Source organism: Chryseobacterium joostei (genome assembly GCF_003815775.1).
Lineage (GTDB): Bacteria > Bacteroidota > Bacteroidia > Flavobacteriales > Weeksellaceae > Chryseobacterium > Chryseobacterium joostei.
Genome location: NZ_CP033926.1, coordinates 4,491,509 through 4,516,578 on the forward strand (window position 1 = coordinate 4,491,509; position 25,070 = coordinate 4,516,578).

The following is a 25,070-nucleotide window of genomic DNA, read 5'->3' on the forward strand; positions in this document are numbered from 1 at the left end:
GATGTAAAATTAGCCAGATCTGAAACTGAAAATCGGGAGACTTGGTGAAATGAAGCTTTCACTTGGTGAGTTGTTGTGAAAAGAGTATCATATTTAAAAATGTAAAAAGTAGGGATATGAAAGTAAGCTTTGCTTTAAGTATAAGAGGCTCATCTTTAATATAAATAATAAGGTATATAATAAAGTGTATTGGTGTTAAAATAATGATTGTTAGTATTTTACTAAGTGACTTGGTGAAGTGAGGTTTTCACTTGGTAAGGAATGGGAGACGATACATAAAGTTTTAGTTACTTTGCAATAAAGATTCAAAGTCTGTGAAATTAGTTTTTAAAATATTGTTTATTTCAATGCTTGCTGTGGGAAATTTCCTTTCTGCACAGGATTCTACAAAGGTTTCACAAGTGTTGAAGTCTGCTGAAAAGCTAAAGAAAGCGGTGGATAAAAATGATGATAAGGCCATTGCCGATACGTATGTAGGAATGGCGGGTGATTACTATAATCAGGGAAACTATGCTAAAAGTGAAGAATATTTAACCAAGGCTAAAGCTCTTTTTCAAAAGCTTAATGATAAAAAAAACCTTGAATCCGTTACCAGAAAACTGGCCCAGTCACAGGAAAAACAGAATAAAATAACACCTGCCCTCAGCAATTACAGCATGGCGGCACAGATGAATTATAGTGAAAAAAGCAAGACTGTAAATTCTAATGATGTGGCAAGGCTTTCTTCCCCGAAACCGGAACTTAGAGCAGAAGCTATTCAGGATAATATTAATATCAGTAAAAAAGAAAATGAGCAGGCTAGCGTAGCAGAGGGTTACAGTCAGTTGGCAGAGATCAATCTACAGCAGAAAGATATCAATAAGGCAGAAGAAAATTTGAATAACGCTTATAAAATTTCCAAAAAAGGAGCACCGCAACAGGCCTTGGCTATCAATCAAAAATTAACTGACCTTTATGTTGAAAATAAAAATTTTGACAAAGCTATTGAAGCTAAAAAGAAAGTTCTGAAAGAAGATTTTGTAAAGGAAAATTCACAGGAAAAGGTCAATCAGATTCAGGAGCTGGCGGATATTTATATTAAAAAGAATGATCCAAAAGAAGCGGTAGATTTATTGAAAAATGCCTACGGAATTGCGTTAGATAAAGGCCATACACTGGAAGCACAAAAGAGTGTGAAAAGATTGGACAGTTTGTATGCTATTTCAGGAAATACAAATGCTTCTGTTCAATTGTACAGAGATTTTCTGGAAAAACTTCCGAATCTGGTTTTGAAAGACAGAAGCCTTGTAGATAATAAGATTCTGGAAGATACAGAGCAGAGAATTTCACAACTGGAAAAGGAAAAAGAACTGAAAGACGAATTGATTCGTAAGAAAAATGTCTTCAATTATGGTTTAATTGGAGCTTTGATTCTATTGACCGGTTTGGTTGTTTTTATTTTTAGAACGCTTAAAAAAGTTCAGACTAAGAATAAAAAAATTGCGCTACAGTCGCTTAGACGGGAAATGAATCCGCATTTTATCTTCAACAGTTTGAATAGCGTCAATCATTTCATAGCAACCAGTAATGAATTGGAGGCCAACCAATATCTTACAAAATTCTCTAAGCTGATGCGCGGGGTGATGGAAAATTCTACGGATGATTTTATCCCTTTTCAACAAGAACTGGACCTTCTGCAAAATTATCTGGCTCTGGAAAAAACACGTTTTACAGATAAGTTTGATTATGAAATAGAGGTAGACGAAAGCTTGAATATGCACAGCCTGCAGGTTCCCGGAATGCTGGTACAGCCGTTTCTCGAAAATGCAATCTGGCATGGACTTCGGTATAGAACGGAAAAAGGTTTTTTAAAGCTCAGTTTTGAAAAAAATAATCAATATCTGAAAATTATTATTGAAGACAACGGAATAGGAATTGAAGAAAGCAAAAAACAGAAAACCCAACATCAAAAGACGAGAGAGGGCAGAGGTATGAAAAATACGCTGGAAAGAATCAAACTCTTGAATGATCTGTATAAAAAAGATATTACCTGCTCTGTAAAGGATAAAGAAAATAATAGTGGAGTTTTGGTGACCATTCAAATTAATCTGATATAAAAACACTCACATGAAAAAGAATATATCTCTGATAACGCTGATTATCTGTTTATTCTCCGGTATTTTATCCGGACAGGATTTCGATAGTACTCGGTTGAATAATATTCTGAAAAGTTTAAAATTAGATAAGACAAAAATCAAGGAAGAACTCTGTACTGAAAAGAAAATGCCCAATACAGAAGATTCCTATATTGCAGTCATTCCTGCCGTAGTACAGCAGGAAAATGATGATTATGTCTTTACAGTCCGGAATTATATTTTAATTACAGATGCTAATGGAACCATAAAGAATAAGTATCTTGATCCAACAGAAATAAATTCTGATGCCATTAGTTTAAGAAGCTTTACAATTGATACCGGATTATATACTATTGGAACAAATATTCGCGCGTTTGGGGTGAAAGCAGATTTTGTAGGGAGCAGCAGACCTAATCCTTATGATTTAAGCACAATGTCCATGTATTATCCGGAAGGTAAAACTTTTAAGAAAGTTCTGGATCAGTTTACTATGGATTTATACAGTGGAGAATGGGATACGCGATGTAACGGAGAGTTTGAAGATAATCACTCCTATATTATACTAGAGCAATCCAAAACCAATAATTTCACAGACCTTAAAATAAAAACGATTTCTGTTACTACAATAAACAAGGAAGTAAAAGGAGAATGTGAAAGTAAGGAAACATCAAAAACTTCCTATAAAATTCTGAAATTCAAAAACAGTTATTATCACTAAATTTTTCATAGTAACAGTGCTTATCAAAGTATTGGTATTTTCGTTTGTGTTTTGAATTTTTATTATTTAATTGAGTTTTTTGTAACGAAATTTAGATAAAAACGTCTTATTAGGTAAAAACTAATCAGATGGATTCTAATACTAAAATAGCAAGATGGGCAGGCCTTATTTATCTTGTCGTTGTCATAACTGGGCTTTTCAGTTTGATGTATGTACCTTCAAAACTGATTGAATGGGAAAATCCCAAACAGACTTTCAATAATATTTCTTCTTCACGATATTTATTCAGTTTGAGTATTGCGAGCAGTATACTTTGCTATATGGCTTTTACTTTGCTCCCTTTGGTTTTGTATAAGCTCTTGAAAAATGTTAACGGAACTTATGCTAAACTGATGGTTATTTTGGCGCTTATCAGTGTGCCTATTTCTTTTATTAATCTTCAAAGTAAACTCTCAGTGCTTACGATTATAGATGCTGCTGATTATCTAAAAGTCTATAAAACAGAAGAATTACAAGCACAAGTCATGCTTTTGTTGAAAAATTACAATAATGGAATTCTGATTGTTCAGATTTTCTGGGGGCTTTGGCTTTATCCCTTTGGTTATCTGGTGTACAAGTCTAACTTTTTGCCAAAGGTTTTGGGAGCCTTTTTAATGTTGGGTTGCTTGGGATATGTGATCAATGTTTTTGGAAGAATAACAATTCCTCAATTTTCCAGCTATGCAATATCAAGCTATATAACATTACCTGCTTCAATAGGAGAAATAGGAATATGCCTGTGGCTGCTGATTGTAGGCGTGAGAAGTAAATCTATTAATACTATTCATCAAAATTAATGCAACCATGAACAAATCTACCCAATTTGAAGACATCCAGGCAAATATCAAGATTATACTTGCCGGACTTTGGACCTCTGTTACGCTATGTTACTTATACGGTGATTACTTTGAGCTGTATGCCCCAGGAAAAACCCAGGGCCTTGTAGATGGTCATAATTTATTGAATTCTCCCCTGAATTTACTGATGGCTGCAGTCGTTTTAGCAATACCGGCTGTCATGGTATTTCTTTCCCTTATTTTGAAACCGGCTATCAATAGGATTCTCAATATAGTTTTCGGAATATTTTTTACTGTAGTGATGCTGCTTATTGGTATTTCATCCTTTTCAGAATGGTATCTATTCTATGTTTTCCTTGCAGCTGTAGAATGCATGATAACAATCTTGATAGTAGTATATGCCTGGAAGTGGAAAAGAGTATGACACGTATTAGGAAAATTGTAGGGTTGATCAAATATCCCTAATTTGCATCTGCAATCTAATAGTTAAAACCTAATGAAGATCAAAGCCGTAATCATAGACGATGAAATCATAGCAAGAGAGGTCCTGAGAAGCTATATCACCAAATACTGTCCTCAGGTAGAAATTCTAGGTGAAGCAGAAAATATCAAGGAAGCCGTCCCTCTGATTGCCGAAAAGCAGCCACAATTGGTCTTTCTGGATGTAGAAATGCCCTTTGGAAACGCTTTTGACGTATTGGAAGCTACAAAGGAATTTTCTTATGAAACAATCTTTATTACCGCATTTTCACAGTATTCTTTACAGGCTTTGAATAAGTCGGCAAGCTATTATATTCTAAAACCAATTGACATCCAGGAGTTGATCCTTGCAGTAAACAAAGTTGCTGAAAGTCTTGAAAAGAAGGATGAACTTAATCGTAACAAAATTCTATTGGAGAACCTAAAGCTAAAACCAGAAAAACAGCAGCTTATTCTCCCGACTCTACAGGGATTTGATGTCGTAAAAACCGAAGATATTGTAAGACTTCAGGCGGATGGAAACTTTACGCAGGTTTATCTTACCGATGGCTCAAAGAAAATGGTGTGCCGCTTTTTAAAGCACTTTGATGATCTGTTGGAAAGTCCTTTTGTAAGAGTTCATCGTTCCCATATCATCAATACAACCTTTGTAAAATCCTATCATAAAAGTGGAACCGTAATGCTGGCTGATGATACTGAAATTGAGGTTTCAGGAAGCTTTAAGGATAACTTTCTGAAAGTATTCTCATAGAATTTATCGTTTCTTAACAGCCCAAAGGCATTATTTTTGAAGTTTTTATCAGAATCACACAAAATATTTCTGTCATGAAGACCTTTCATAAAATTGTACTTCCCGTTTCCTTAGGAGCATTGGCATACATTGCCTTTCATTCGTATTCTGTTGGAATTCCAAAAGGAGCCGTTGCTGTGAAGAGTTTTGACATTAAAAAATATCTCGGAAGATGGTATGAAATTGCCCGATTTGACTATAAATTCGAGAAAAATATGGATAATGTTACAGCAGAATACTCAGAAAATCCCGATGGAACAGTTCTGGTGAGAAATAAAGGCTATAATTATGTAAAAAAACTGTGGAACGAATCCATTGGTGAAGCCAGATTCGTAAAGGATACAACCGAAGCCCGACTTAAAGTCTCTTTTTTTAAACCCATTTGGGCCGGATATAATGTCATAGATATAGACGAAGACTATCAGTACGCCTTGGTAGCCGGAAGCAGTCTTAAATATTTGTGGATACTTTCCAGAACAACTACAATCCCTGAAAGTATCAGACAACGCTTTATTGAAAAAGCAAGAAAAATCGGCTATAATACAGAAGAATTGATCTGGGTGAAACATACTTAAATGAAAAGGCAAAATCGTAAAATACATGATAACGATTTTGCCTTTTTAGTTTCTAACTTTGAATATATTCTTTCCATTCTTCAAAACGATGATCAATAACCTGCTTCATCAAATCATAATTCTCGTAGGTATCTTCAATGTGGTAGAACGTTTCGTATTCATAATCATTTTCTTCTGCTTTGGTATCAAAAAGATTAACGTAGTCATCAGCAAATGAGCTGTATTTATTACCAAAATCAGTGTCATCTGCGTAGTAATCCTTTGCAAAACTATTTCCCAGATCACTCAGGTCATATTCAGAGAATTTTCCGTCACAGAAATCCATAACGAATTCTGAACCAGTAATTTCTCTTCTTTTTACTTTTTCAATTTCCTCTTTTCCGTCTTCTTTTAATTCATTAGAAATAAGATCATTATTAATGCACCAGTTCAGAAACATTCCTGTATGGGTAGCCCCATTTTTTTCAGGAAGTTCTTTGGGAAAATCGCCACCATAATGCCATGAAGCATCATCATATTTAGACATAATTTTAACTAATTTTTGTCAAAAATAGAAAAAATCAATTTATATTGCCACAGCCGCAGATTTTCCCGTCATTTGCAGAAGAATTTTTTTCAAGAAATTGATATATGGAAAAAGCTGTTCTGATTACTATTGGTGACGAAATCCTTTCCGGAAATACGATAGACACCAATTCCAATTTTATTGCCACCGAACTTAAGAATATCGGGATAAAAGTGGTACAAATCTTTACAATTTCAGACGAAATTGAAACCATCAAAAATACATTAGATATAGCCTTTAAGCTGGGTGATTTGGTTATCACAACAGGAGGATTAGGCCCTACCAGAGATGATAAAACCAAAAAAGCACTTGCAGAGTTCTTCAACGATGAAATTGCACTGGATGAGGTTACCTTTAACCACCTTAAAGGATATATGGAAAAACGCGGACGTCTGGATATTCTGGAAAGAAATAAAGAACAGGCCTTTGTTCCTACAAAATCCATCGTGTTTCAAAATCACTTTGGAACTGCACCATGCATGATGATGGAGCTGAACGGAAAGCTGTCCTATAGCCTGCCTGGCGTTCCTTATGAAGTGAAACCATTAATTAAGGATCAGATTATACCTTATTTACAGGGGAGATTCAACCTTAATTATATTCATGGAAGAATTATTTCTGTAGTTGGGATTCCTGAAAGTATTCTTGCAGATACCATTGAAGATTGGGAACTGGCTCTTCCTGAAAATATTTCCTTGTCTTATCTTCCGGTGGGAACCCGTGTAAAGCTGAGGTTAACAGCATCCGGAGATAATGAAGATATCTTAAAACAACAGACAGAAGACGAAATTCAAAAACTTCTTCCCCTCATAAAGGATAATGTTATTGCGGTTTCTGAAGATAAAATTGAAAGTATTCTGGCAGAAATTCTTACGGAAAGAAATTTGACCATTTCTACGGCAGAAAGCTGTACCGGAGGCGAATTGGCAAAGATGATCACATCAGTTTCCGGTAGTTCAAAATATTTTCTTGGCGGGATGGTTCCTTATGCTACAGAAAAAAAGATTAAAATTCTAAACGTTTCCAGAGAAACTGTAGACCAATTTACGGTAGTCAGTGAGCAGGTAGCTCAGGAAATGGCCAAAGGATGTCAGAATTTATTTGATACAGACATTTCCCTTTCTACAACCGGAGTGGCAGGTCCCGGAAAAGGAGAAGATGGTAAGGATATAGGAACCGTTTTCTACACGATACGAATTAAAGATCAGGAAGTAACCTCAAAATTATATATGCCTCATCTGGAAAGGTTAGATTTTATGAATTTTGTTTCCCAAAAGGTAATTCAGGACCTGGTAGGACTTCTTGTAAACCAATAAATTAATATTTTAGTTTTTTAATTTTTTTTTAATTAATTTTTATATTCTTTTTCACGCTTTTTGAGATTCATTCATTAAAATTTCATAAGCGTGGAAAATTCAAAACAGATTTTTCAGACCAACAGCAAAAAACGCTGGAAAAGTGTACAATGGGGAAGCCGCATCTTTATTTTTATGGCAGTGCTTCTTCTTTTGGCCTTGGGACTGATGATGACCCTGGACAGAAGTCCAAAAATTCCTTTTAAAGAAGATTATAAGGCAGTGATGACTGCGAATAAACCCTATCTTCAAGAGAACAAAATTTCTAAAGAATATAAAGGATTCAGAAGTTTTATTTCTGAAAAAACAATTCATACGAATCTCTCCAAAATCGAAAAGGCAAGAGCAGAGAGATATAAAAATCAAAACAGAAACTGGGCACAGTTCCCCGGAGGAATTCGATCTGCATTTTATGTAGCGTGGGATCCACAATCTCTGATGTCTCTGAAAAGAAACATCAGACATATCAATCTTGTTTTTCCGGAATGGTTTTTCCTTGATCCTAAAACGGGAGATCTGAAAACGAACATTGACCCCGAAGGGTATAAAATCATCAAAAGAACAGGAATTGCAGCAATGCCTATCCTGAGTAACAACTCTGATAGAGAATTTCGTTCTGAAGGATTGGGAAAAGTATTGAATGATCCGAAGAAAAGAACAAATCTTATCCGGAAAATTACCCAGCAGTGTAAAAAATATCATTTCAAGGGAATTAATATTGACTTTGAGGATATGAACCTGAATTCTGATGAAAACCTGATTGCCTTTATGAAAGAGCTTTCAGAAACATTCAAGCAGAATCAACTATTGGTTACCATGGATATCATGACGGATAATGATGATTATAATATCCAAAAATTAGATCCTTATGTAGATTATTTTGTATTGATGGCTTATGATGAATATTCTGCCAGTGGTGATGCAGGTCCGGTTTCTTCACAGAAATGGATAGAAGAGCAGGCAGGTAAGCTCGTGAAAAAGACTTCTCCTCATAAGATCATTTTAGGATTGGGAGCTTATGGCTACGACTGGAGTTCTAATCCTGATGATAATAATTCCGTTACTTATATGCAGGCTATTACAAAGGCTAGTGCAAGTAAGGCAGTTATTGATTTTAATGACAATACTTTTAATTTAAATTATTCCTATACAGATTCTAAAAATAATACCCATACCGTATTTTTTAATGATGCAGCGTCTATTTTTAATACAATGCGATTTTCATCGGAATATCCATTGGCTGGAACTGCACTTTGGAGATTAGGAAGTGAAGACAGCAGGGTTTGGAATTTTTATGACAAGGATCTTACGTTTGCCGGACTGTCCAAACTGAATTTGAAAACACTGGAAAATGTAAAAGGACAAACCATGGTCGATTATATTGGAGATGGTGAGGTCCTGGATGTTTTGAATACTCCTCACGATGGAAAAATAGCCTTAGAAATAGATCCCAAGGAGAAAATTATTACAGACGAAAATTACATTACCTACCCAAGCTCCTATGAAGTAAAGAAATACGGAAGTGCACCTCAAAAGGAATTGGTATTGACATTTGATGATGGTCCGGATGAAACCTATACCCCGCAGGTATTGGATATATTATCTAAGTACCATGTGCCTGCCGCTTTCTTTTTAGTAGGCTTAAATGCTGAAAAAAATCTTCCGCTTGTTAAAAGAATCTATCGGGAGGGTCACGAAATAGGAAATCACACCTTCACCCATGAAAATGTGGCTAAGGTAAGCCCAGAAAGAGCGTTGCTTGAGTTAAAACTGACGAGATTACTGATAGAGTGTGTAACCGGACACAGTACAATTCTGTTTCGGGCACCGTATAATGCAGACTCTGAGCCTACAACATCAGAAGAGATCATCCCTGTGGCATTGGCAAGACAGCAAAACTATCTGGATATTGGAGAAAATATAGACCCTGAAGACTGGCAGCCGGGAATAAAGGCTGATGAAATTGTAAAACGGGTAATGGCAGGAATTAAACAAGAGAGAGGAAATATTATCTTGCTTCACGATGCCGGAGGTGATACCAGAGAGGAGACTGTGAAAGCATTGAAAGTTTTAATCCCAACATTGCAGAAACAAGGATATCATTTTACCAATCTTACCAGCCTTTTGCATAAAAGTAAAAATGAACTGATGCCTGAAGTTCCTAAAACGAAATCTTATTACATCATGCAGCTTAATCTTGTATTGGCAACTATAATTTACGGAATCAGCCATTTTTTGGTTGCTCTGTTTAGTATTTTTATTGTACTGGGGCTGATCAGATTGCTGTTAATGGCTTATTGGGCTTTTAAAGAAAGAAAAAAAGAAAAACAACTGAGTGAGTTTCCAATCCTGGAATCCTATCCAAAGGTTTCTATTATTGTTCCTGCCTATAATGAAGAAGTGAATATTGTTTCTTCCCTGCATAATCTGTTGAAGCAGACTTATCCAAATTTCAACATTATTATGGTGGATGATGGAAGTAAAGATTCAACCTATGAAAAAGCAAGAAATGAATTTCCGGATCACCCGAATCTGAAAATTTTTTCCAAAACAAATGGAGGAAAAGCAACCGCTCTCAACTTTGGTATTTCACAAACTGATGCTGAATATGTAGTGTGTATTGATGCAGATACCAAGCTACAACAGGATGCGGTAAAATATCTAATCGCAAGATTCTTAAATTCAAATCCTGAGGAAAAGATTGCAGCAGTAGCAGGAAATGTAAAAGTTGGAAATACCGTAAACTGGCTTACCAAATGGCAGGCAATAGAATATACGACAAGCCAAAATTTTGACAGACTGGCCTATGCACATATCAATGCAATTACAGTAATTCCGGGGGCTATTGGAGCATTTAAGAGATCTGTTATTCTTGAAGCAGGTGGATATTCTTCAGATACTTTGGCTGAAGACTGTGATATCACGGTGAAAATTTTAAAAGCAGGATATACTGTTGCCAATGAAAACAGAGCCGTAGCGGTAACAGAGGCTCCGGAAACCGTGAAACAGTTTTTGAAACAGCGTTTCCGATGGACTTACGGAATTATGCAGATGTTTTGGAAACAAAAACAGACTTTCCTTAACCCCAAATATAAAGGATTGGGGCTTTGGGCAATGCCAAATATTTTACTGTTTCAATACATCATTCCGTTTTTTTCACCACTGGCGGATCTGATCATGTTTTTTGGAATTTTATCCGGAAATGGAGACAAAATATTTACCTATTATCTGATTTTCCTTTTAGTGGATGCTTCGCTGGCTTTGGTCGCGTTCATTTTACAACGGGAAAAATTAACGAATCTCCTGTATATTATTCCGCAAAGATTCGGGTATAGATGGCTGATGTATATAGTATTGTTTAAAAGTTTAAGAAAGGCATTGAAAGGTGAAATACAGTCCTGGGGATTCTTAAAACGAACCGGAAATGTAAAAGAGATAGCAACTTCTTAAGATTTGTTTAAATTTGTTTTCTGGTAAAGTAACAAATAGTAAATAAATCATACATATTGTATAAATTGTTATCATAATGAAAAAACTAACGCTTTCTTTGTTCTTAATAGCAGGGATCTGCTCTCAAAATACGATGAGTGCACAAGCTAAAACTGCTAAAGTAGCAGTTAACAACACAGATAAAGGTTTAGACCTTAGCTTAATGGATACTTCGGTACGTCCACAGGATGATTTTTATAATTATGTGAGTGGAACTTGGATGAAAACAGCCAAAATTCCATCTGACAAACCGACTTGGGGAAGTTTCAACAAACTTGGAGAAGACACGGATAACAATTCCATGACCATCCTGAACTCTCTTTTGAAAGATAAATTTGCTGATGGAAGTGAGGGTAAAAAAATTCAGGATTTGTATGCTTCTTACATGAACATGCAAAAAAGGAATGCTGATGGAATCAAGCCTATTCAGGAAAACCTGAATAAAATTGATGCGATCAAAAATATGGCTGATCTTCAGAATTATCTGATCTCTGTAACTAAGGAAGGTGAAAATGTTTTCTACGGATGGGGAGTATATGCAGACCTGAAGAATTCTAACATGAATGCTGTTTACTTAGGAGAAGCTTCTCTTGGTTTAGGCAGAGATTATTACCAAAAAGTAAACGAAAAAAATACAGAAGCTATTGCTGAATATCAGAAATATGTAGCTTCAATGTTAACAGAGTTAGGTTATAAAAATGCTGATGCAGCTGCAAAAGGTATTGTTGAATATGAAAAGAGCATTGCAAAAACCTATTTAACAAACGAACAAAGCCGTGATAATACCCTTCAGTATAACCCTCAAACAATGGCTGAGCTTTCAGCGTTGGTAAAAGGAGCAGATATCCCTGCTTACCTTAAAAAAGTGGGTGTAAATACAGATAAAATTATCATCGGAGAACTAGGATACTATAAAAACTTCGATAAGTTGGTAAACGCTCAGAATCTTCCTGTAATTAAGGATTATCTGAAGTTCCACATGATTAATGGTAGCGCTTCTTACCTAAGTGAAAAATTAGGAGACATGAAGTTTAATTTCTTCGGTAAATATCTAAGAGGTCAGCAGGAACAAAGAGCTCTTAACAAGAGAGGTTTTGAATTAATCAACAGAAACTTAGGAGAAGCTTTTGGTAAACTATATGTTGAGAAATACTTCCCGGCTGAAGCTAAGGCTCAGATGGTAGAATTAATCGATTATTTAAAGAAAAGCTTTGCTGTTCACATCAACAATTTAGCTTGGATGTCTTCTACAACTAAGGAAAAAGCAATGCAGAAATTGAATAAATTTACTGTAAAAGTTGCTTATCCAGACAAATGGAAAGATTATTCTAAACTAGAAATTACTCCTGAATCTAAAGGTGGAACATTATACCAAAACCTTCAGAACATTGGTGAGTGGCAATACAACAAAGATTTAGCTAAAATCGGAAAGCCGGTTGATAAAACAGAATGGGGAATGACTCCACAAACTGTAAACGCTTACTACAACCCGGTATTTAACGAGATTGTATTCCCTGCAGCTATCCTTCAGCCGCCATTCTTCAATCCTAAAGCTGATGCAGCTGTAAACTTCGGTGGTATTGGTGCTGTTATCGGTCACGAAATGAGCCACGGATTTGATGATTCAGGTGCACAGTTTGATGCAGAAGGTAACTTGGTAGACTGGTGGACGCCGGAAGATAAAGCTAACTTCGAAAAAGCGACAAAAGCTCTTGCTTCTCAATATGACAAATATGAGCCTGTAAAAGGAACATTTGTAAACGGAACTTTCACAAACGGTGAAAACATTGCCGACTTAGGTGGTGTAAACATCGCTTATGATGCACTTCAAATGTATTTAAAAGATAAAGGAAACCCAGGTAAGATTAGCGGATTCTCTCAAGATCAGAGATTCTTCCTAAGCTGGGCAACTGTTTGGAGAACTTTATCAAGTGAAAAATATATGATCAACCAGGTGAAGACAGATCCGCACTCTCCGGGTTACTTCAGAAGCTTTGGTCCACTAATCAACGTTGACGCTTTCTATAAAGCATTCGATGTGAAAAAAGGAGACAAATTATACAAAGCACCAGAGGATAGAATTAAAATCTGGTAAAAATATAAACCGTTCAGCAATGAGCGGTTTTGTTTTTTTAGGTGGCAGGTGTCAGATGATAGGAATTAGGGAGAAAGAAGTTAGGGTGGTGTTCACTATAATCTATAGGGAACGGTTTCCATCATTCCCCCTTTTTGGAAGGTGGCAAATCGAAGATTTGACGGGGTGGTTAAAATTAACAAAATAGCTTAATAATCATTTCTTATTCTACATTTTAATTATCCACAACATATATTGTTAAAGTTCGTATATTTGATAAGTTTGTGTAAAATCAAAAATTATCTTCAATGAAAAAGCTAAATATTGGTATACTTGCCTTTTCGGGTATTGTATTTCTAAATTCGTGTGGTGCAGCAAAGACTGCAGGGGCAGAGAAAAAAACTGAGGCTACGGCAATTGCTGCAACGCCTGTAAAAGAACAAGTAAAAGAGGAGGGGATCAATTTATCCCATATGGATACAGCTGTTCGTCCGCAGGATGACTTTTTTAGCTATGTGAACGGAAATTGGGTGAAAACTACTCAGATTCCTTCAGATAAAGCCAATTGGGGTTCTTTCAATGCTTTGAGAGAAAATGTAGATGATGCTTCATTGGACATTTTAAATAAAATCCTTACTGAAAACTATCCTGCAGGATCTGAAGGTCAAAAGATCCAGAATCTTTATGCATCTTTTATGGATACAGCAAAAAGAAATGCAGATGGATTAGCACCTATCAAGGGAGATCTTGCAAAAATTGATGCTATTAAAAATCTTAATGATTTGCAGAAGTATCTTTTGGAAGCTACAAGATTAGGCGATAACTCATTTTACGGATGGAGAGCCGGAGCAGATATGAAGAATTCTAATATGAATGCAGTATATCTTGGAGGTCCGGATCTAGGTTTAGGAAGAGATTATTACCAGAAAGTAAATGATGCCAATACGAAGACATTAGGACAATATCAAACTTATATTGGAAAACTATTTGTTGCTTTAGGGTATAAAAACTCAGCTCAGGCAGCACAAAATGTTGTGGATTTTGAGAAACAATTAGCCAATTATTTATTGACTCTTGAGCAGAACAGAGATGCCAATTTAAGATACAATCCTAAAAATGTATCAGAACTTTCAGGATTAGTGAAAAACGTTGATCTTGCCAAATACCTTAAAGAGGCTGGGGTAAATACAGACAGAGTAATCATTGGTGAACTGAAATATTACCAGAACATGGATCAGTTCTTGACTCAGAAGAATCTTCCATTATTGAAAGACTATCTGAAATATCATTTGATTAATGGGAATGCAAGCAACCTTGATGAAGGTTTGGAGCAGATCAGATTTGATTTCTATGCAAAAGACCTACAGGGCCAAAAAGAACAGCGTCCTATGAACAAAAGAGGCCTTACTCTTGTAAATACCGTTCTTGGGGAGGCTTTTGGTAAATTATACGTAGACAAATACTTTACTCCGGAAGCAAAACAGCAGATGGAAACCTATATTGACTATCTTTTAAAATCGTTCAAATCCCACATTGCCAATATAGACTGGATGTCTCCTGAAACAAAAGTAAAGGCTCAGGAAAAACTATCCAAATTTACAGTAAAGATCGCTTATCCGGATAAATGGAAAGACTATAGCCAATTAAAGGTTGAATCTCCAAAGCAGGGAGCATCATTATATTCCAACCTGCAAAATGTATCGGCTTGGCAGTATCAAAGAAGTCTGGATAAAGTAGGAAAACCGGTTGATAAAACAGAATGGGGAATGTCTCCACAAACAGTAAATGCATACTACAGCGGATCAAACAACGAAATTGTATTCCCTGCAGCCATTCTTCAACCTCCTTTCTATAACCCTAAAGCTGATGCTGCGGTAAACTTTGGTGGAATCGGAGCTGTTATCGGACATGAGATCTCTCACGGATTTGACGACAGTGGTTCCCGTTTCGATGGTGATGGAAACCTAAACAATTGGTGGACAGATGCCGATCGTAAGAATTTTGATGCAAAAGTAGGTCAGTTAGCCGCTCAATATAGTGGTTATGAGCCTGTAAAAGGAAGCTTTGTGAATGGTAAATTCACAAGTGGAGAAAACATCGGTGACCTAGGTGGAGTAGCAGTAGCTTACGATGCCCTTCAGATGTATTTAAAAGATAAAGGAAACCCAGGAAAAATTAGCGGGTTCACTCAGGATCAGAGATTCTTTATGAGCTGGGCAACCGTTTGGAGAACAAAAGCAACAGATCAGTATATGATTAATCAGGTGAAGACAGATCCGCACTCTCCGGGGATGTTCAGAGCTTTCGGTCCATTAGTGAATCAGGACTCATTCATCAAAGCATTTGATATCAAACCAGGAGATAAAATGTATAAAGCTCCTGAAGACAGAATAAAAATTTGGTAGTATTACCAAAAATTGTTAGAAAAGAAAGAATCCGTCTCCATTATATGTGAGGCGGATTCTCCTTTTAATATGCTTTCTTATAATTCCGGATCACAAAATTTATTCCGGTTTCTATAATATCTCCCATGGTTTTGCAATACTTGAAATTGACATCATAGGTGAGTTTTTGCAAAGCTGTTCTTAGCTCTATAACATTGGCTTCCGGAGCAATATTTTCTTTTTTCATAATAGAAATGAGTTCATCAAATCTGTTTTTACTGCTGGTCACCCTTTTTACAATTTGTGAACGGACTTCTTTCCGATACTGTTCTATAGAATTAGGCTTCAGTTTTTCCAGTACCATAGTAACCATCGGGTTGTTTTCTTTAAAATACTGCGGAAGATAAACTTTCAAATTCCCTTCATAGCTCTGCTGATCAAAATCGATGGGGCGAATTCTGTAAATAACCTGATCAAAGTCGTGTATAGGAATAATAACATAATTATAAGAACGCATGTCACCCAGTAATCCAATAAGACAGCGCTCATTGAATTTTACAAATTCCTTGGAAATTTGTGCCTTTTCCAATTCTGTACAGTTAGATATATGTTTCTGAATAAATACATCTCCTGGAATTCCTAAAATATGTTCTTCTATTAAGGTGTTTTTGTAAATTAAAAAATTAATTCGGTTGGGAGAAAGCAGGTCTTCAAGCTCCAGTCCATAGATACGGGAAGCATCCGCCTGTTTAATGTAAAAATTAGTATAATTATCGTTCAGGATATTTCTTACCCGAATTCTAAAAGGCTTAGAGTTTCCGAAAGTACAAAAGTCGATGGTATCCACTTTCAGATATGGTAAAGTAGCTTCATCCCCGTCAGAATGAAGGAGAGTATAAATCTTATTTAAATTAGCCTCAATTTCTTTAAACTCATATTCAGAATACAATACACCGAGCCACAAAGTATCTTTGCCTTCCTTATCCAGAATATTTACGCTATCACTGAATCTTAGCAGATCTTCATATAAAAACTGAATCTTGGTGGTTCTGTTATGCTTTTCCAAATACTGCTCTAATGCATCCGAAACAGGATATATCGGTTTTCTAAACGCAATCTTCACATCTTTCATTACTCTGTTTACTTTTATTTAAATATAAAGAATATTTTTTCCTCACTTCAGAAGAATTCCTATTTTAACACCTGTTTGATATTTTTTCTCAATGCAAAATGCATCATGATTTTATTTTATTTCACTTTGGTTTATTTTTATTTATTTTTTCATAGCTTAGTGACATCATAAGAATTTGATTTTATGTTAAATAAGTGTAGTTAAATTTAAATAATTCAAGAAAAATCTTGACAAAATTTTGTATGTTACAGTTTTTTTTTAAATTTAAACATTGGATTGGTAATTTATTTGATACGTCTGTAAATTACTCAAAAACAGATCCAAACCAAAATAGTAAATCTCAAAATAATAATAATATGGCAATGTTTAATTATGGTGTTGGCGGAAACGAAGTAAAAGTAGACGCTAATGAAGCTATTCAGGAAATACAGGAAAATAAATCACTGATAGTAAGCCAGCTTACAACAGAAGAATCTTATACCCCTGAAATTGTAACAGGATTAAAAACAGTGGAAGACGTCTTCAAACATTTTCAGCCTTCTGTATCAGTACAGCATGAAACAGAAGATGGAGGAACAATTGAAGAAGAATTCCGTTTTCAAAATCTTGGAGACTTTACTCCCAAAAGCCTTACTCAGAAATCAGACTATCTACAGCAACTGAGCATGGAGCAGGAGCAGTACAACAAAATTGTACGCCAACTGAAAACAAATAAAATTCTACGCAATATGCTGGAGAACGATCAGACAAGAGCTGCGTTCATAGAAGTATTGAAAGATGTGGCACAAGAACTTGAAAAATAATTAAAGACTTTACATTAAATCATGGATAGCAAATTACAGGCGCAGGAAAGCCAGCAGCAGGATCAACAACAACACTCAGGACAACCGAAAGGTAATCCGCTTGCGGAACTCAATAAAATGGGAGGTTTTGGCTTTGTTGAATCCGTTGTAGACGGCATCGCCAATATGAACCCAACAAGAAAAGCTAGGAAAGAAATCTTTCTTAACGACGGAAATAAAGCAGAAGAAAGAAAAGAGCTTCTTCAAAAGATTGCCCTTTGGGTAAGCCTTTTAGAAGGAAGTGAATCTGCAGATAAAATGGCTGAAACGTGCAAAACAAAAGCACAGCAAGCTGATCAGAACCTAAAGAAAAACCTTAAAAATACACTGGACGCAGTTCGTTTGTTAGAAACAAACTACAGAACAGTAGCTCAATTCTACAAAAATACAGAATTGGACAAAGTGGATAACGTAAGTATCGTTAACGCAAGCATCGATCAGGTTTCGGATTTAGATAATCCTTTATTCATTGATGCTATTTCTGAAGAATTTAAAAACTACTACGACCGTTTAGACCTTAGAGATAACTATTCTATCCTTGCCATTCCTGGATATTTAGGATCCAATAAGGTAATTGAGAAATGGGCAAAAATCTGTAACGAGAATAAAGTGATGATGGTTACAGACTTCGCTAACCTTGATAAACCGGATGATGTAGTAGACTTATTCCATTCTGCGAACCTTACAGGAGGTGAACTTCACAGAAGTAACGTTATTATGACGTGTAACTGGCTTGTAGGACGTGGAAAAGCTGAAGAAGTAGGTGAAGAAGAAAACGTAGAACTTCCACCTTCCACTTCATTGGCAGGAAAAATCCATAAGACACTGATGTCTCAGGTAGCAGCAGGTAAAAAGCATGGTAATATCAACGAAGTAGACGCTGTAAAATTCGAATTGAAGAAAAGTGAAATTTCTCAGTTAGAAAAAATGGGTCTTGTTCCAATGGTTAACGAATATGGAAAAATTATGGCTTTCTCTGCAAAGACATTATTTACAGGAGACAATATCGGTCTTCAAACCTATTCCGTAGTTCGTGTATTCGACTATGTAACTAAAGTATTACTAGACTTCCTGAACAGAAGAGCTTTTGAAAACTGGAATGCTAAAAACGAAGACGATTTAAGACGACAAATTGTAACGTTCCTTGATAACATCAAAGGACCGGACAAGTTGATCGAGAAATTCAAAATTGTACGTTTCGAGCAGGATAGAGTAAACAAAGACAGAGTATGGCTTGATATCCGTATGACTCCTTATTTCCCAACAAAAAGTTTCGTTATTAAACTAGACGGACATAAAGGGGATGACGGTAACGAATGGGATGCAGAATACTCTCAGGAATAAGAAAACTTATTTTAAATAATAAAAACCGATGCAATTTTACATCGGTTTTTTTCTACCAATATCTATGAAATTTAATATGAATAAAAAGCTTATCATCGGTTTGCCTGCTTTATTAATGGTGTTTTTGGTAAGTTGTGAAAAAAAATACCAAAGTCCGGCCCAATACGAAGAAGACCTTTTTGCAGATGAACGCCAAGAGGGAAAAGCCTATATCATGGACGAAGAAGAATGTTTTGATGGCAGTGAACTTGTTATTTCAAGTGCAAATGTAAAGCTGGCAGACAGTTCAAAAGGACGCGGAAAGTCATTTTTCATTTATAAGGTCAGATCCGGAAAGGTTTTGAAGACCGTAAGGGATTCTACCTTAGAATTTCCCATGGAGTTCCTTTCTCCTTACAGACTAAAGCTGAAAAATGATTCCATGTACATTTATCTAAAAAACCTTGAGGGATATCGCTTAATTGCAAAAGACAGAAACCTTAAATACCAATGGTTAAAAGCAGCACCGGTATATTCTGTGAAGAAAAAATAAAATAAACCTATCTTTGTAACGCTGAAATAATGTTCAGATGTGAAGAGAAAATAATCTCTTCATGATTTAAATAGATTGGTTTTTGGAAAAGAATAATACAGGCTCAGATTTTCTTCATGTAGGAAACAGGCTTTTGGAGTGGTATCGGAATAATGCAAGAGATCTGCCTTTCAGACAGACGAAAGATCCTTATAAAATATGGATTTGTGAAATTGTATTTCAACAGACAAGAATCAATCAAGGGCTAAACCATTATAATAATTTCATTAAAAGATTTCCGGATGTAAAAACCTTGGCAGAAGCTGAGGAAAATGAAGTTTTACTTTACTGGAAAGGATTAGGTTATTACTCCAGGGCGATCAATATCCATAAGGCTGCCCAGCAGATCATGAATGATTACCAGGGTGTATTTCCTGCTCAGTATGAAGAGATTTTAAAACTAAAAGGAGTAGGGAAGTATACAGCGGCTGCAGTTTCAAGTATCTGTTTCGGTGGAAGAATGCCGGCTGTTGACGGAAATTTTTACCGTGTATTGAGCCGTTTCTTTGCAGACGATTTTGATATCTCAAACTCAAGGGCTTTTACTTATTTCTCGGAATTGGCCGCGTTGGTAATGCCGGAAAATGTAGGCGACTTCAATCAGGCAATGATGGATATTGGCTCCGAAATCTGTAAACCAAAGAACCCTCTTTGTGGAGAATGCCCGATTAATGAAGATTGTATTGCGTTTTCCCTGCAAAAAATATCAGATTATCCTGTAAAAACAAAAAAGGTAAAGGCAGAAGATCTGGCTTTGACGTATTATTTTGTCCACAGAAATGAACAGTTTCTGATACGTCAGCGAGGTGATGATTTTATCTGGAAAAAATTATTTGAGTTTCCGTCATCTATTTCAGAAGAAATGGAACCTTTTATTACTAATTCAAAAACGATTACCCATAAGCTGACTCACAAAAACGTAAGCATTGAAATATTTAATGTTAATGTGACTTCAGAAACGCTTTGGAATGACTTTATTGCTGAAAATCAATATGAAATTACAGATATTCAGGGTTCCCATGAAAAATCCTTTCCGAAGCCTTTGGAAAATTACATCCAAAACTCATTGAAAGACTGAAATTTGTCTTCCGAAATCTAAAATCTAATTTGTACTTTTGCAAAATGATAAAAAAGGTCATTTTTATTTTTGTATCACTGCTTTTAATTTCATGTGGAAAAGATCCGGTTCCAAAACCTTACGGAGAACTGCGTCTGGAATATCCGGCACCGAAATATCAGAAGTTTGAAAACAACTGTGCCTATACATTTGAATATTCGGATTTTGCTAATATTACAGCAGCTAAAAAGCCTTGCTGGTATTATTTGAATTATCCTAAGATGAAGGCAAAGATTTTCGTAACCTATTATCCGATACAAAATGACTTTGCAGAACATATTAAGGAAGCCGAAAAAATGGTTTACGAACATACCATTAAAGCAAGTTCCATAGATACAAAATCCTTTGAATATCCGGAAAAGAAAGTGTACGGGAATTTCTATGAACTGAAAGGACAAAGTGCTTCCAATCTTCAATTTTACATTACAGACAGTACGAAGCATTTCGTAACTGCTTATCTATACTTTAATACGAGACCGAAGCCGGACTCTCTTGCTCCTGCGGTAAACTATATCAAAAATGATATGAAGCATCTGCTGGATTCTTTTGAATGGAAAAAATAATTATTTTTAATATACATTGAAAAATATATGAAACTTTTAGTTGTAGGAAGTGTTGCATTTGATGCAATTGAAACACCATTTGGTAAAACGGACAAGATTTTAGGCGGTGCAGCCACTTATATTGGGATCACTTCATCTATTTTAGGGGTTAAATCCGGAATTGTTTCTGTAGTAGGGGGAGATTTCCCACAGGAACACCTTGATATGTTTACAAATAGAGATGTAAACATCGAGGGAATTGAAATCATTAAAGAAGGGAAAACTTTCTTTTGGTCAGGTAAATACCACAATGATTTGAATACCAGAGATACTTTAGCTACTGAAGTGAACGTATTGGAAAATTTTGATCCGAAAATCCCGGATTCAATGCAGGATGCCGAGATTTTATTACTTGGAAACCTACACCCTGGCGTTCAGTTATCTGTATTAGAAAAAATGAACAACCGTCCAAAGCTTGTTATCCTTGATACCATGAATTTCTGGATGGATTGTGCATGGGATATCTTAATGGATATGATTGCAAAAACAGATGTAATTACCATTAATGATGAAGAGGCAAGACAACTTTCAGGAGAATATTCTTTAGTAAAAGCTGCTAAGAAGATCCACACGATGGGACCTGAGTATGTAATCATCAAAAAAGGAGAACACGGAGCTTTATTGTTCCATGATAATAAAGTATTTGCAATCCCTGCATTGCCTTTAGAAGAAGTTTTTGATCCAACCGGAGCAGGAGACACTTTCGCAGGAGGTTTTGCAGCGTATCTTGCTAAAAAAGAGAAAATTGATTTCGAAACAATGAAGTCTGCTCTAATTGTAGGATCGGCTATGGCTTCATTCACGGTAGAGAAATTCGGAACAGAAAGAATTCAGGAAGTAGAGGAGTCGGATATGTTCCACAGATTGAGACAATTCAAAGAATTGACGACATTTGATATTGAACTGCAGTAAATAAGTCTTTTTAAGAAATATTTATAATAAAAAATTGAGTGAAATTCGTTAAGAATTCTAAATTTGCAACTTGTTAAAATAGTAAAATGACAAATAAACTAAAAATCACTTATCTTCTTGGGATTTTCATCATGATTTTTTCTTCCAATATGATGAATGCCCAGCTAAAACCAGGAGATTTAGTGGATGGTATTGCTGCTGTTATCGGAGATGAGATTGTCTTGGAATCAGATGTATCCGAGCAGATGAATTATGGAAAACAGCAGGGAGCTACAAACACAGACAAGTGTGAGTTCCTTGAGAACCTTATCAGCAATAAACTTCTTGTATATGAAGCAAAAAAGGATACATTAATTGAAAACCGTTCTGCGTCTATCAAAGAACAGGCTAATGCAAAATACCGTCAGTTGCTTTCTCAATTTCCGGACGAAAAAACATTACTTGCTGCTTATAAGTTCAGAAACTCGTATGAAATGAAAAACGCTATCGAAAAAATCGATACGGATCAATATTACGGGCAGGCAAAATACCAAAGAGTTACTGAAAAGGCAGACGTAACACCGAATGAGGTTACTGACTTTTACAATATGTATAAAATGCAGTTGCCACAAGTGAAAGATGAGGTTACTTTAGCTCAGATTATGATTTATCCTACCTTAACAGAGGCTCACAAACAAGATCTTATCAACAGATTGAAAAAAATCAAGAAAGATATTCTTGGTGGAGAGACTTTTGAAAGCCAGGCGAGAATTTATTCTGAAGATGAAGGGTCTGCTACCAATGGAGGATTATACAAAAACATCAATAAAGGACAGATGGTAAAGCCATTTGAAGCTGCAGCGCTAAACCTGCAGGAAAATGAAATCTCTGAGCCTATTGAATCTGAATTCGGATACCACATCATTCAGTTATTGAAGAGATCTGGTAAAGTATATGATGCAAGACACATTTTGTTAAAGGCAACGCCAACTGATGAAGAACTTAAATCAGCAAAAGTAAAGCTAGACAGCATCAGAGGTCTGATTATAGATGGCAAGATTACATTTAAAGATGCTGCTTTCAAATTTTCAGATGATAAAAAGACAAAGTTCAATGCTGGAATAATTCCTGGTGCGGACGGCTCTGATAAAATTGAAAGAGAAAGTATCCCTGGAACAATCAGCTACGAATTGGCAGGTTTGAATAAAGGAGATATCACAACTGCTTTTGACGATGAAGAGAACAGAAGAAAGGCTGTAAAGATCATTAAAATGGAAGACGTTATACCTGCACACCAGATCACTCTGGAAACAGATTTTAGCAGAATCAAGCAGATGGCTCTTAATAAAAAGAAAAATGAAATGGTTGAGAAGTTTGTTAACTCAAAGTTGCCAACAACTTTCATCTCCATAGACGGACGTTACGATAATTGTAACTTTAAATCCAACTGGAAGAAAGAGTCAATCAAAAAATAAAATCAAAACCTTCAGAATTTCTGAAGGTTTTTTTTATGAATATTTACTAGCATCTAAATTATTTTTTCCAATTAGGTTCAAGCCTTTTATTTCTATAAATTCAAACAGTACTATTTGATATCTTTACAAAAACCCGCAAGATGGATTATGCTTTTTATCTTAAAGAATTCAACACTGCCATAGAGGTAATTCCTAAGGAAGAATTTGAGCGTTGTAGTTTAGAAGTAGCAATAGATATTGTTTTGGAATCTGCAGCTCTTAAAGTGTATAAACCAGAATGGTCTGGTGACCTGAAGTCACCATTAGATGCGACAGGACGAATTTTCTTTTCAATCTGGATCAGCGATCAGTCTATTAAAGAAGGAAAAGTGTATTATAATATTCATGCATTGAAAGTAAGAACATTGAAAAACTATTCAATTTCCAGTAGAAAATTTGCACAGGATTTTAGAAATGAATTTGTGAAATACCAGAAAGACTGGCCTAATGTAAGTGTAGAATATGGTCCATTGACCTTAATGCAAGGTTGGGTTGATCTCAAAATAGAGAACCTACAGGAAAACGTACAGAAACTGGTTCGAAATTTCTTCAAAGTAAGTTCCATTATAGATAGAGTCTTAGCACAATATAAAAAAGATAAAATTTAGTAGACTTTTCGTCCATTTTTTCATTGATAGAAATGCTTGGCAATCGTTGTTTTTAGTATTTTTACATATGAGCAATTTTATAGATTTTAATTCGGCAAAAAAACTACATGACATGCAGGGAAACCAAAATAGAATTTCGGAGCTTTTCAATATAAAATATCCCATTATTCAGGCTGGGATGATCTGGCACTCAGGTTGGAGACTGGCATCAGCTGTTTCCAATTGTGGAGGACTAGGATTAATAGGTGCGGGAAGTATGTATCCCGATATCCTAAGAGAGAATATTCAAAAATGTAAACAGGCAACAGATAAACCTTTTGGGGTGAATGTTCCTATGCTGTATCCTAATCTTGAGGAGATCATTCAGATCATTCTTGAGGAAGGAGTAAAAATAGTATTTACTTCAGCAGGAAACCCGAAAACCTATACAGAAACCTTACAAAAAGAGGGAATAAAGGTTGCTCACGTAGTTTCGTCTACCAAGTTTGCCGTAAAGTGTGAAGAAGCAGGAGTAGATGCTGTAGTGGCGGAGGGTTTTGAAGCCGGTGGACACAATGGAAGAGATGAGACTACAACATTCTGTCTTATTCCTAATGTGAAAAAGCATATTTCAAAACCCTTAATTGCAGCTGGAGGAATTGCATTGGGTTCTCAAATGAAAGCGGCCATGATTTTAGGGGCAGATGGTGTACAGATTGGGTCCCGTTTTGCTGCAACAACTGAAGCCAGTGCCCATGAAAACTGGAAAAAGAAAATCATAGAGCTTCAGGAAGGAGATACTCATCTTACCTTAAAGGAACTCGCTCCTGTAAGAATGGTTAAGAATAAATTTTTTAACGAACTGGAAGAGATTTATCAGGAAGGTAGAAATAAGGAAGCCTTAATTTCTTCATTGGGAAGAGCAAGAGCTAAACGTGGAATGTTTGAAGGAGATATGGAAGACGGTGAGCTGGAAATAGGACAGGTTTCTGCCCTTATTAATGATATCCTTCCGGTAGAAACAGTTTTTAATCATCTATTAAAGGAATTTGAAGAAACAAAAATGCCCAATTTTTAATATAATTTTATT

The 25,070-nt window shown here is 35.7% G+C and carries 21 protein-coding genes; 19 read left to right on the forward strand and 2 right to left on the reverse strand.

Annotation, left to right across the window (positions count from 1 at the left end):
• The first annotated feature begins 314 nt into the window (after window positions 1–314).
• The 6 genes from EG359_RS20540 to EG359_RS20565 all read left to right on the forward strand — a co-directional run bounded on the left by EG359_RS20540 (window position 315) and on the right by EG359_RS20565 (window position 5,513).
• Entirely contained in the window at window positions 315–2,096 is a 1,782-nt protein-coding gene (locus EG359_RS20540; protein WP_228435020.1) for a tetratricopeptide repeat-containing sensor histidine kinase, read from the forward strand.
• A 10-nt stretch (window positions 2,097–2,106) separates the two neighbouring features.
• Window positions 2,107–2,832, forward strand: coding sequence for a PA3715 family protein (locus EG359_RS20545; RefSeq protein ID WP_076353557.1), 726 nt, complete (start codon window positions 2,107–2,109; stop codon window positions 2,830–2,832).
• Window positions 2,833–2,960: 128 nt separating this feature from the next.
• On the forward strand, window positions 2,961–3,668 hold the full coding sequence (locus tag EG359_RS20550) for a DUF4386 domain-containing protein (protein WP_076353559.1): 708 nt from the start codon (window positions 2,961–2,963) through the stop codon (window positions 3,666–3,668).
• Window positions 3,669–3,675: 7 nt separating this feature from the next.
• On the forward strand, window positions 3,676–4,092 hold the full coding sequence (locus EG359_RS20555) for a DUF6326 family protein (protein WP_076353561.1): 417 nt from the start codon (window positions 3,676–3,678) through the stop codon (window positions 4,090–4,092).
• Window positions 4,093–4,164: 72 nt separating this feature from the next.
• Window positions 4,165–4,899 (forward strand): LytR/AlgR family response regulator transcription factor, encoded by a 735-nt coding sequence (locus EG359_RS20560; RefSeq protein WP_076353563.1) that lies wholly within the window; start codon window positions 4,165–4,167, stop codon window positions 4,897–4,899.
• Window positions 4,900–4,973: 74 nt separating this feature from the next.
• On the forward strand, window positions 4,974–5,513 hold the full coding sequence (locus EG359_RS20565; protein WP_076353565.1) for a lipocalin family protein: 540 nt from the start codon (window positions 4,974–4,976) through the stop codon (window positions 5,511–5,513).
• A 52-nt stretch (window positions 5,514–5,565) separates the two neighbouring features.
• Here the strand turns inward: EG359_RS20565 and EG359_RS20570 are convergent, their stop codons facing one another.
• Window positions 5,566–6,039 (reverse strand): DUF7832 domain-containing protein, encoded by a 474-nt coding sequence (locus tag EG359_RS20570; protein ID WP_076353567.1) that lies wholly within the window; start codon window positions 6,037–6,039, stop codon window positions 5,566–5,568.
• Between the two features lie 104 nt (window positions 6,040–6,143).
• Here EG359_RS20570 and EG359_RS20575 point away from each other — a divergent pair, with 104 nt between their 5' ends.
• From EG359_RS20575 to EG359_RS20590, 4 genes are all read left to right on the forward strand, one after another.
• A complete protein-coding gene (locus EG359_RS20575; RefSeq protein WP_076353569.1) occupies window positions 6,144–7,394 on the forward strand; it encodes a CinA family nicotinamide mononucleotide deamidase-related protein in 1,251 nt (416 codons plus the stop codon).
• A 90-nt stretch (window positions 7,395–7,484) separates the two neighbouring features.
• Entirely contained in the window at window positions 7,485–10,883 is a 3,399-nt protein-coding gene (locus EG359_RS20580; RefSeq protein ID WP_076353571.1) for a polysaccharide deacetylase family protein, read from the forward strand.
• Between the two features lie 76 nt (window positions 10,884–10,959).
• Complete coding sequence (locus EG359_RS20585) at window positions 10,960–13,017, forward strand: M13 family metallopeptidase (protein WP_076353573.1); 2,058 nt, start codon at window positions 10,960–10,962, stop codon at window positions 13,015–13,017.
• 287 nt (window positions 13,018–13,304) lie between these two features.
• Complete coding sequence (locus EG359_RS20590) at window positions 13,305–15,401, forward strand: M13 family metallopeptidase (protein ID WP_076353575.1); 2,097 nt, start codon at window positions 13,305–13,307, stop codon at window positions 15,399–15,401.
• 64 nt (window positions 15,402–15,465) lie between these two features.
• Here EG359_RS20590 and EG359_RS20595 read toward each other — a convergent pair whose 3' ends face one another.
• Window positions 15,466–16,512, reverse strand: a complete 1,047-nt coding sequence (locus tag EG359_RS20595) for a hypothetical protein (RefSeq protein ID WP_076353577.1) — start codon at window positions 16,510–16,512, stop codon at window positions 15,466–15,468.
• Window positions 16,513–16,868: 356 nt separating this feature from the next.
• Between EG359_RS20595 and EG359_RS20600 the strand changes: the two genes are divergently transcribed.
• The 9 genes from EG359_RS20600 (at window position 16,869) to EG359_RS20640 (ending at window position 25,058) form a co-directional block, all read left to right on the forward strand.
• Entirely contained in the window at window positions 16,869–17,315 is a 447-nt protein-coding gene (locus EG359_RS20600; RefSeq protein ID WP_076354339.1) for a type VI secretion system contractile sheath small subunit, read from the forward strand.
• 21 nt (window positions 17,316–17,336) lie between these two features.
• The gene (locus tag EG359_RS20605) at window positions 17,337–18,698 is read left to right on the forward strand and encodes a DUF5458 family protein (protein WP_076353579.1); all 1,362 of its coding nucleotides are present in this window, start codon (window positions 17,337–17,339) and stop codon (window positions 18,696–18,698) included.
• A gap of 76 nt (window positions 18,699–18,774) precedes the next feature.
• On the forward strand, window positions 18,775–19,230 hold the full coding sequence (locus tag EG359_RS20610; RefSeq protein ID WP_228435022.1) for a hypothetical protein: 456 nt from the start codon (window positions 18,775–18,777) through the stop codon (window positions 19,228–19,230).
• A gap of 82 nt (window positions 19,231–19,312) precedes the next feature.
• Complete coding sequence (mutY, locus tag EG359_RS20615; protein ID WP_076353583.1) at window positions 19,313–20,347, forward strand: A/G-specific adenine glycosylase; 1,035 nt, start codon at window positions 19,313–19,315, stop codon at window positions 20,345–20,347.
• A gap of 44 nt (window positions 20,348–20,391) precedes the next feature.
• Window positions 20,392–20,949 (forward strand): gliding motility lipoprotein GldD, encoded by a 558-nt coding sequence (gldD, locus tag EG359_RS20620; protein ID WP_076353585.1) that lies wholly within the window; start codon window positions 20,392–20,394, stop codon window positions 20,947–20,949.
• 27 nt (window positions 20,950–20,976) lie between these two features.
• Complete coding sequence (locus tag EG359_RS20625) at window positions 20,977–21,900, forward strand: PfkB family carbohydrate kinase (protein ID WP_076353587.1); 924 nt, start codon at window positions 20,977–20,979, stop codon at window positions 21,898–21,900.
• A gap of 86 nt (window positions 21,901–21,986) precedes the next feature.
• A complete protein-coding gene (locus tag EG359_RS20630; RefSeq protein ID WP_076353589.1) occupies window positions 21,987–23,354 on the forward strand; it encodes a peptidylprolyl isomerase in 1,368 nt (455 codons plus the stop codon).
• A gap of 140 nt (window positions 23,355–23,494) precedes the next feature.
• Entirely contained in the window at window positions 23,495–24,001 is a 507-nt protein-coding gene (locus EG359_RS20635; protein ID WP_076353591.1) for a hypothetical protein, read from the forward strand.
• 67 nt (window positions 24,002–24,068) lie between these two features.
• Entirely contained in the window at window positions 24,069–25,058 is a 990-nt protein-coding gene (locus EG359_RS20640; protein ID WP_228435024.1) for an NAD(P)H-dependent flavin oxidoreductase, read from the forward strand.
• The last annotated feature ends 12 nt before the right edge of the window (window positions 25,059–25,070 follow it).

What these genes read in the sequence shown, in the direction of transcription:
- EG359_RS20630 (WP_076353589.1), top strand. Translation starts at nt 21,987, where the DNA reads ATGACAAATAAACTAAAAATCACTTATCTTCTTGGGATTTTCATCATG.
- EG359_RS20585 (WP_076353573.1), top strand. Translation starts at nt 10,960, where the DNA reads ATGAAAAAACTAACGCTTTCTTTGTTCTTAATAGCAGGGATCTGCTCT.
- EG359_RS20590 (WP_076353575.1), top strand. Translation starts at nt 13,305, where the DNA reads ATGAAAAAGCTAAATATTGGTATACTTGCCTTTTCGGGTATTGTATTT.
- EG359_RS20555 (WP_076353561.1), top strand. Translation starts at nt 3,676, where the DNA reads ATGAACAAATCTACCCAATTTGAAGACATCCAGGCAAATATCAAGATT.
- EG359_RS20570 (WP_076353567.1), bottom strand. Translation starts at nt 6,039, where the DNA reads ATGTCTAAATATGATGATGCTTCATGGCATTATGGTGGCGATTTTCCC.
- EG359_RS20565 (WP_076353565.1), top strand. Translation starts at nt 4,974, where the DNA reads ATGAAGACCTTTCATAAAATTGTACTTCCCGTTTCCTTAGGAGCATTG.
- EG359_RS20595 (WP_076353577.1), bottom strand. Translation starts at nt 16,512, where the DNA reads ATGAAAGATGTGAAGATTGCGTTTAGAAAACCGATATATCCTGTTTCG.
- EG359_RS20605 (WP_076353579.1), top strand. Translation starts at nt 17,337, where the DNA reads ATGGATAGCAAATTACAGGCGCAGGAAAGCCAGCAGCAGGATCAACAA.
- gldD (WP_076353585.1), top strand. Translation starts at nt 20,392, where the DNA reads ATGATAAAAAAGGTCATTTTTATTTTTGTATCACTGCTTTTAATTTCA.
- EG359_RS20575 (WP_076353569.1), top strand. Translation starts at nt 6,144, where the DNA reads ATGGAAAAAGCTGTTCTGATTACTATTGGTGACGAAATCCTTTCCGGA.
- EG359_RS20635 (WP_076353591.1), top strand. Translation starts at nt 23,495, where the DNA reads ATGGATTATGCTTTTTATCTTAAAGAATTCAACACTGCCATAGAGGTA.
- EG359_RS20610 (WP_228435022.1), top strand. Translation starts at nt 18,775, where the DNA reads ATGAATAAAAAGCTTATCATCGGTTTGCCTGCTTTATTAATGGTGTTT.
- EG359_RS20625 (WP_076353587.1), top strand. Translation starts at nt 20,977, where the DNA reads ATGAAACTTTTAGTTGTAGGAAGTGTTGCATTTGATGCAATTGAAACA.
- EG359_RS20640 (WP_228435024.1), top strand. Translation starts at nt 24,069, where the DNA reads ATGAGCAATTTTATAGATTTTAATTCGGCAAAAAAACTACATGACATG.
- EG359_RS20560 (WP_076353563.1), top strand. Translation starts at nt 4,165, where the DNA reads ATGAAGATCAAAGCCGTAATCATAGACGATGAAATCATAGCAAGAGAG.
- EG359_RS20545 (WP_076353557.1), top strand. Translation starts at nt 2,107, where the DNA reads ATGAAAAAGAATATATCTCTGATAACGCTGATTATCTGTTTATTCTCC.
- EG359_RS20550 (WP_076353559.1), top strand. Translation starts at nt 2,961, where the DNA reads ATGGATTCTAATACTAAAATAGCAAGATGGGCAGGCCTTATTTATCTT.
- EG359_RS20600 (WP_076354339.1), top strand. Translation starts at nt 16,869, where the DNA reads ATGGCAATGTTTAATTATGGTGTTGGCGGAAACGAAGTAAAAGTAGAC.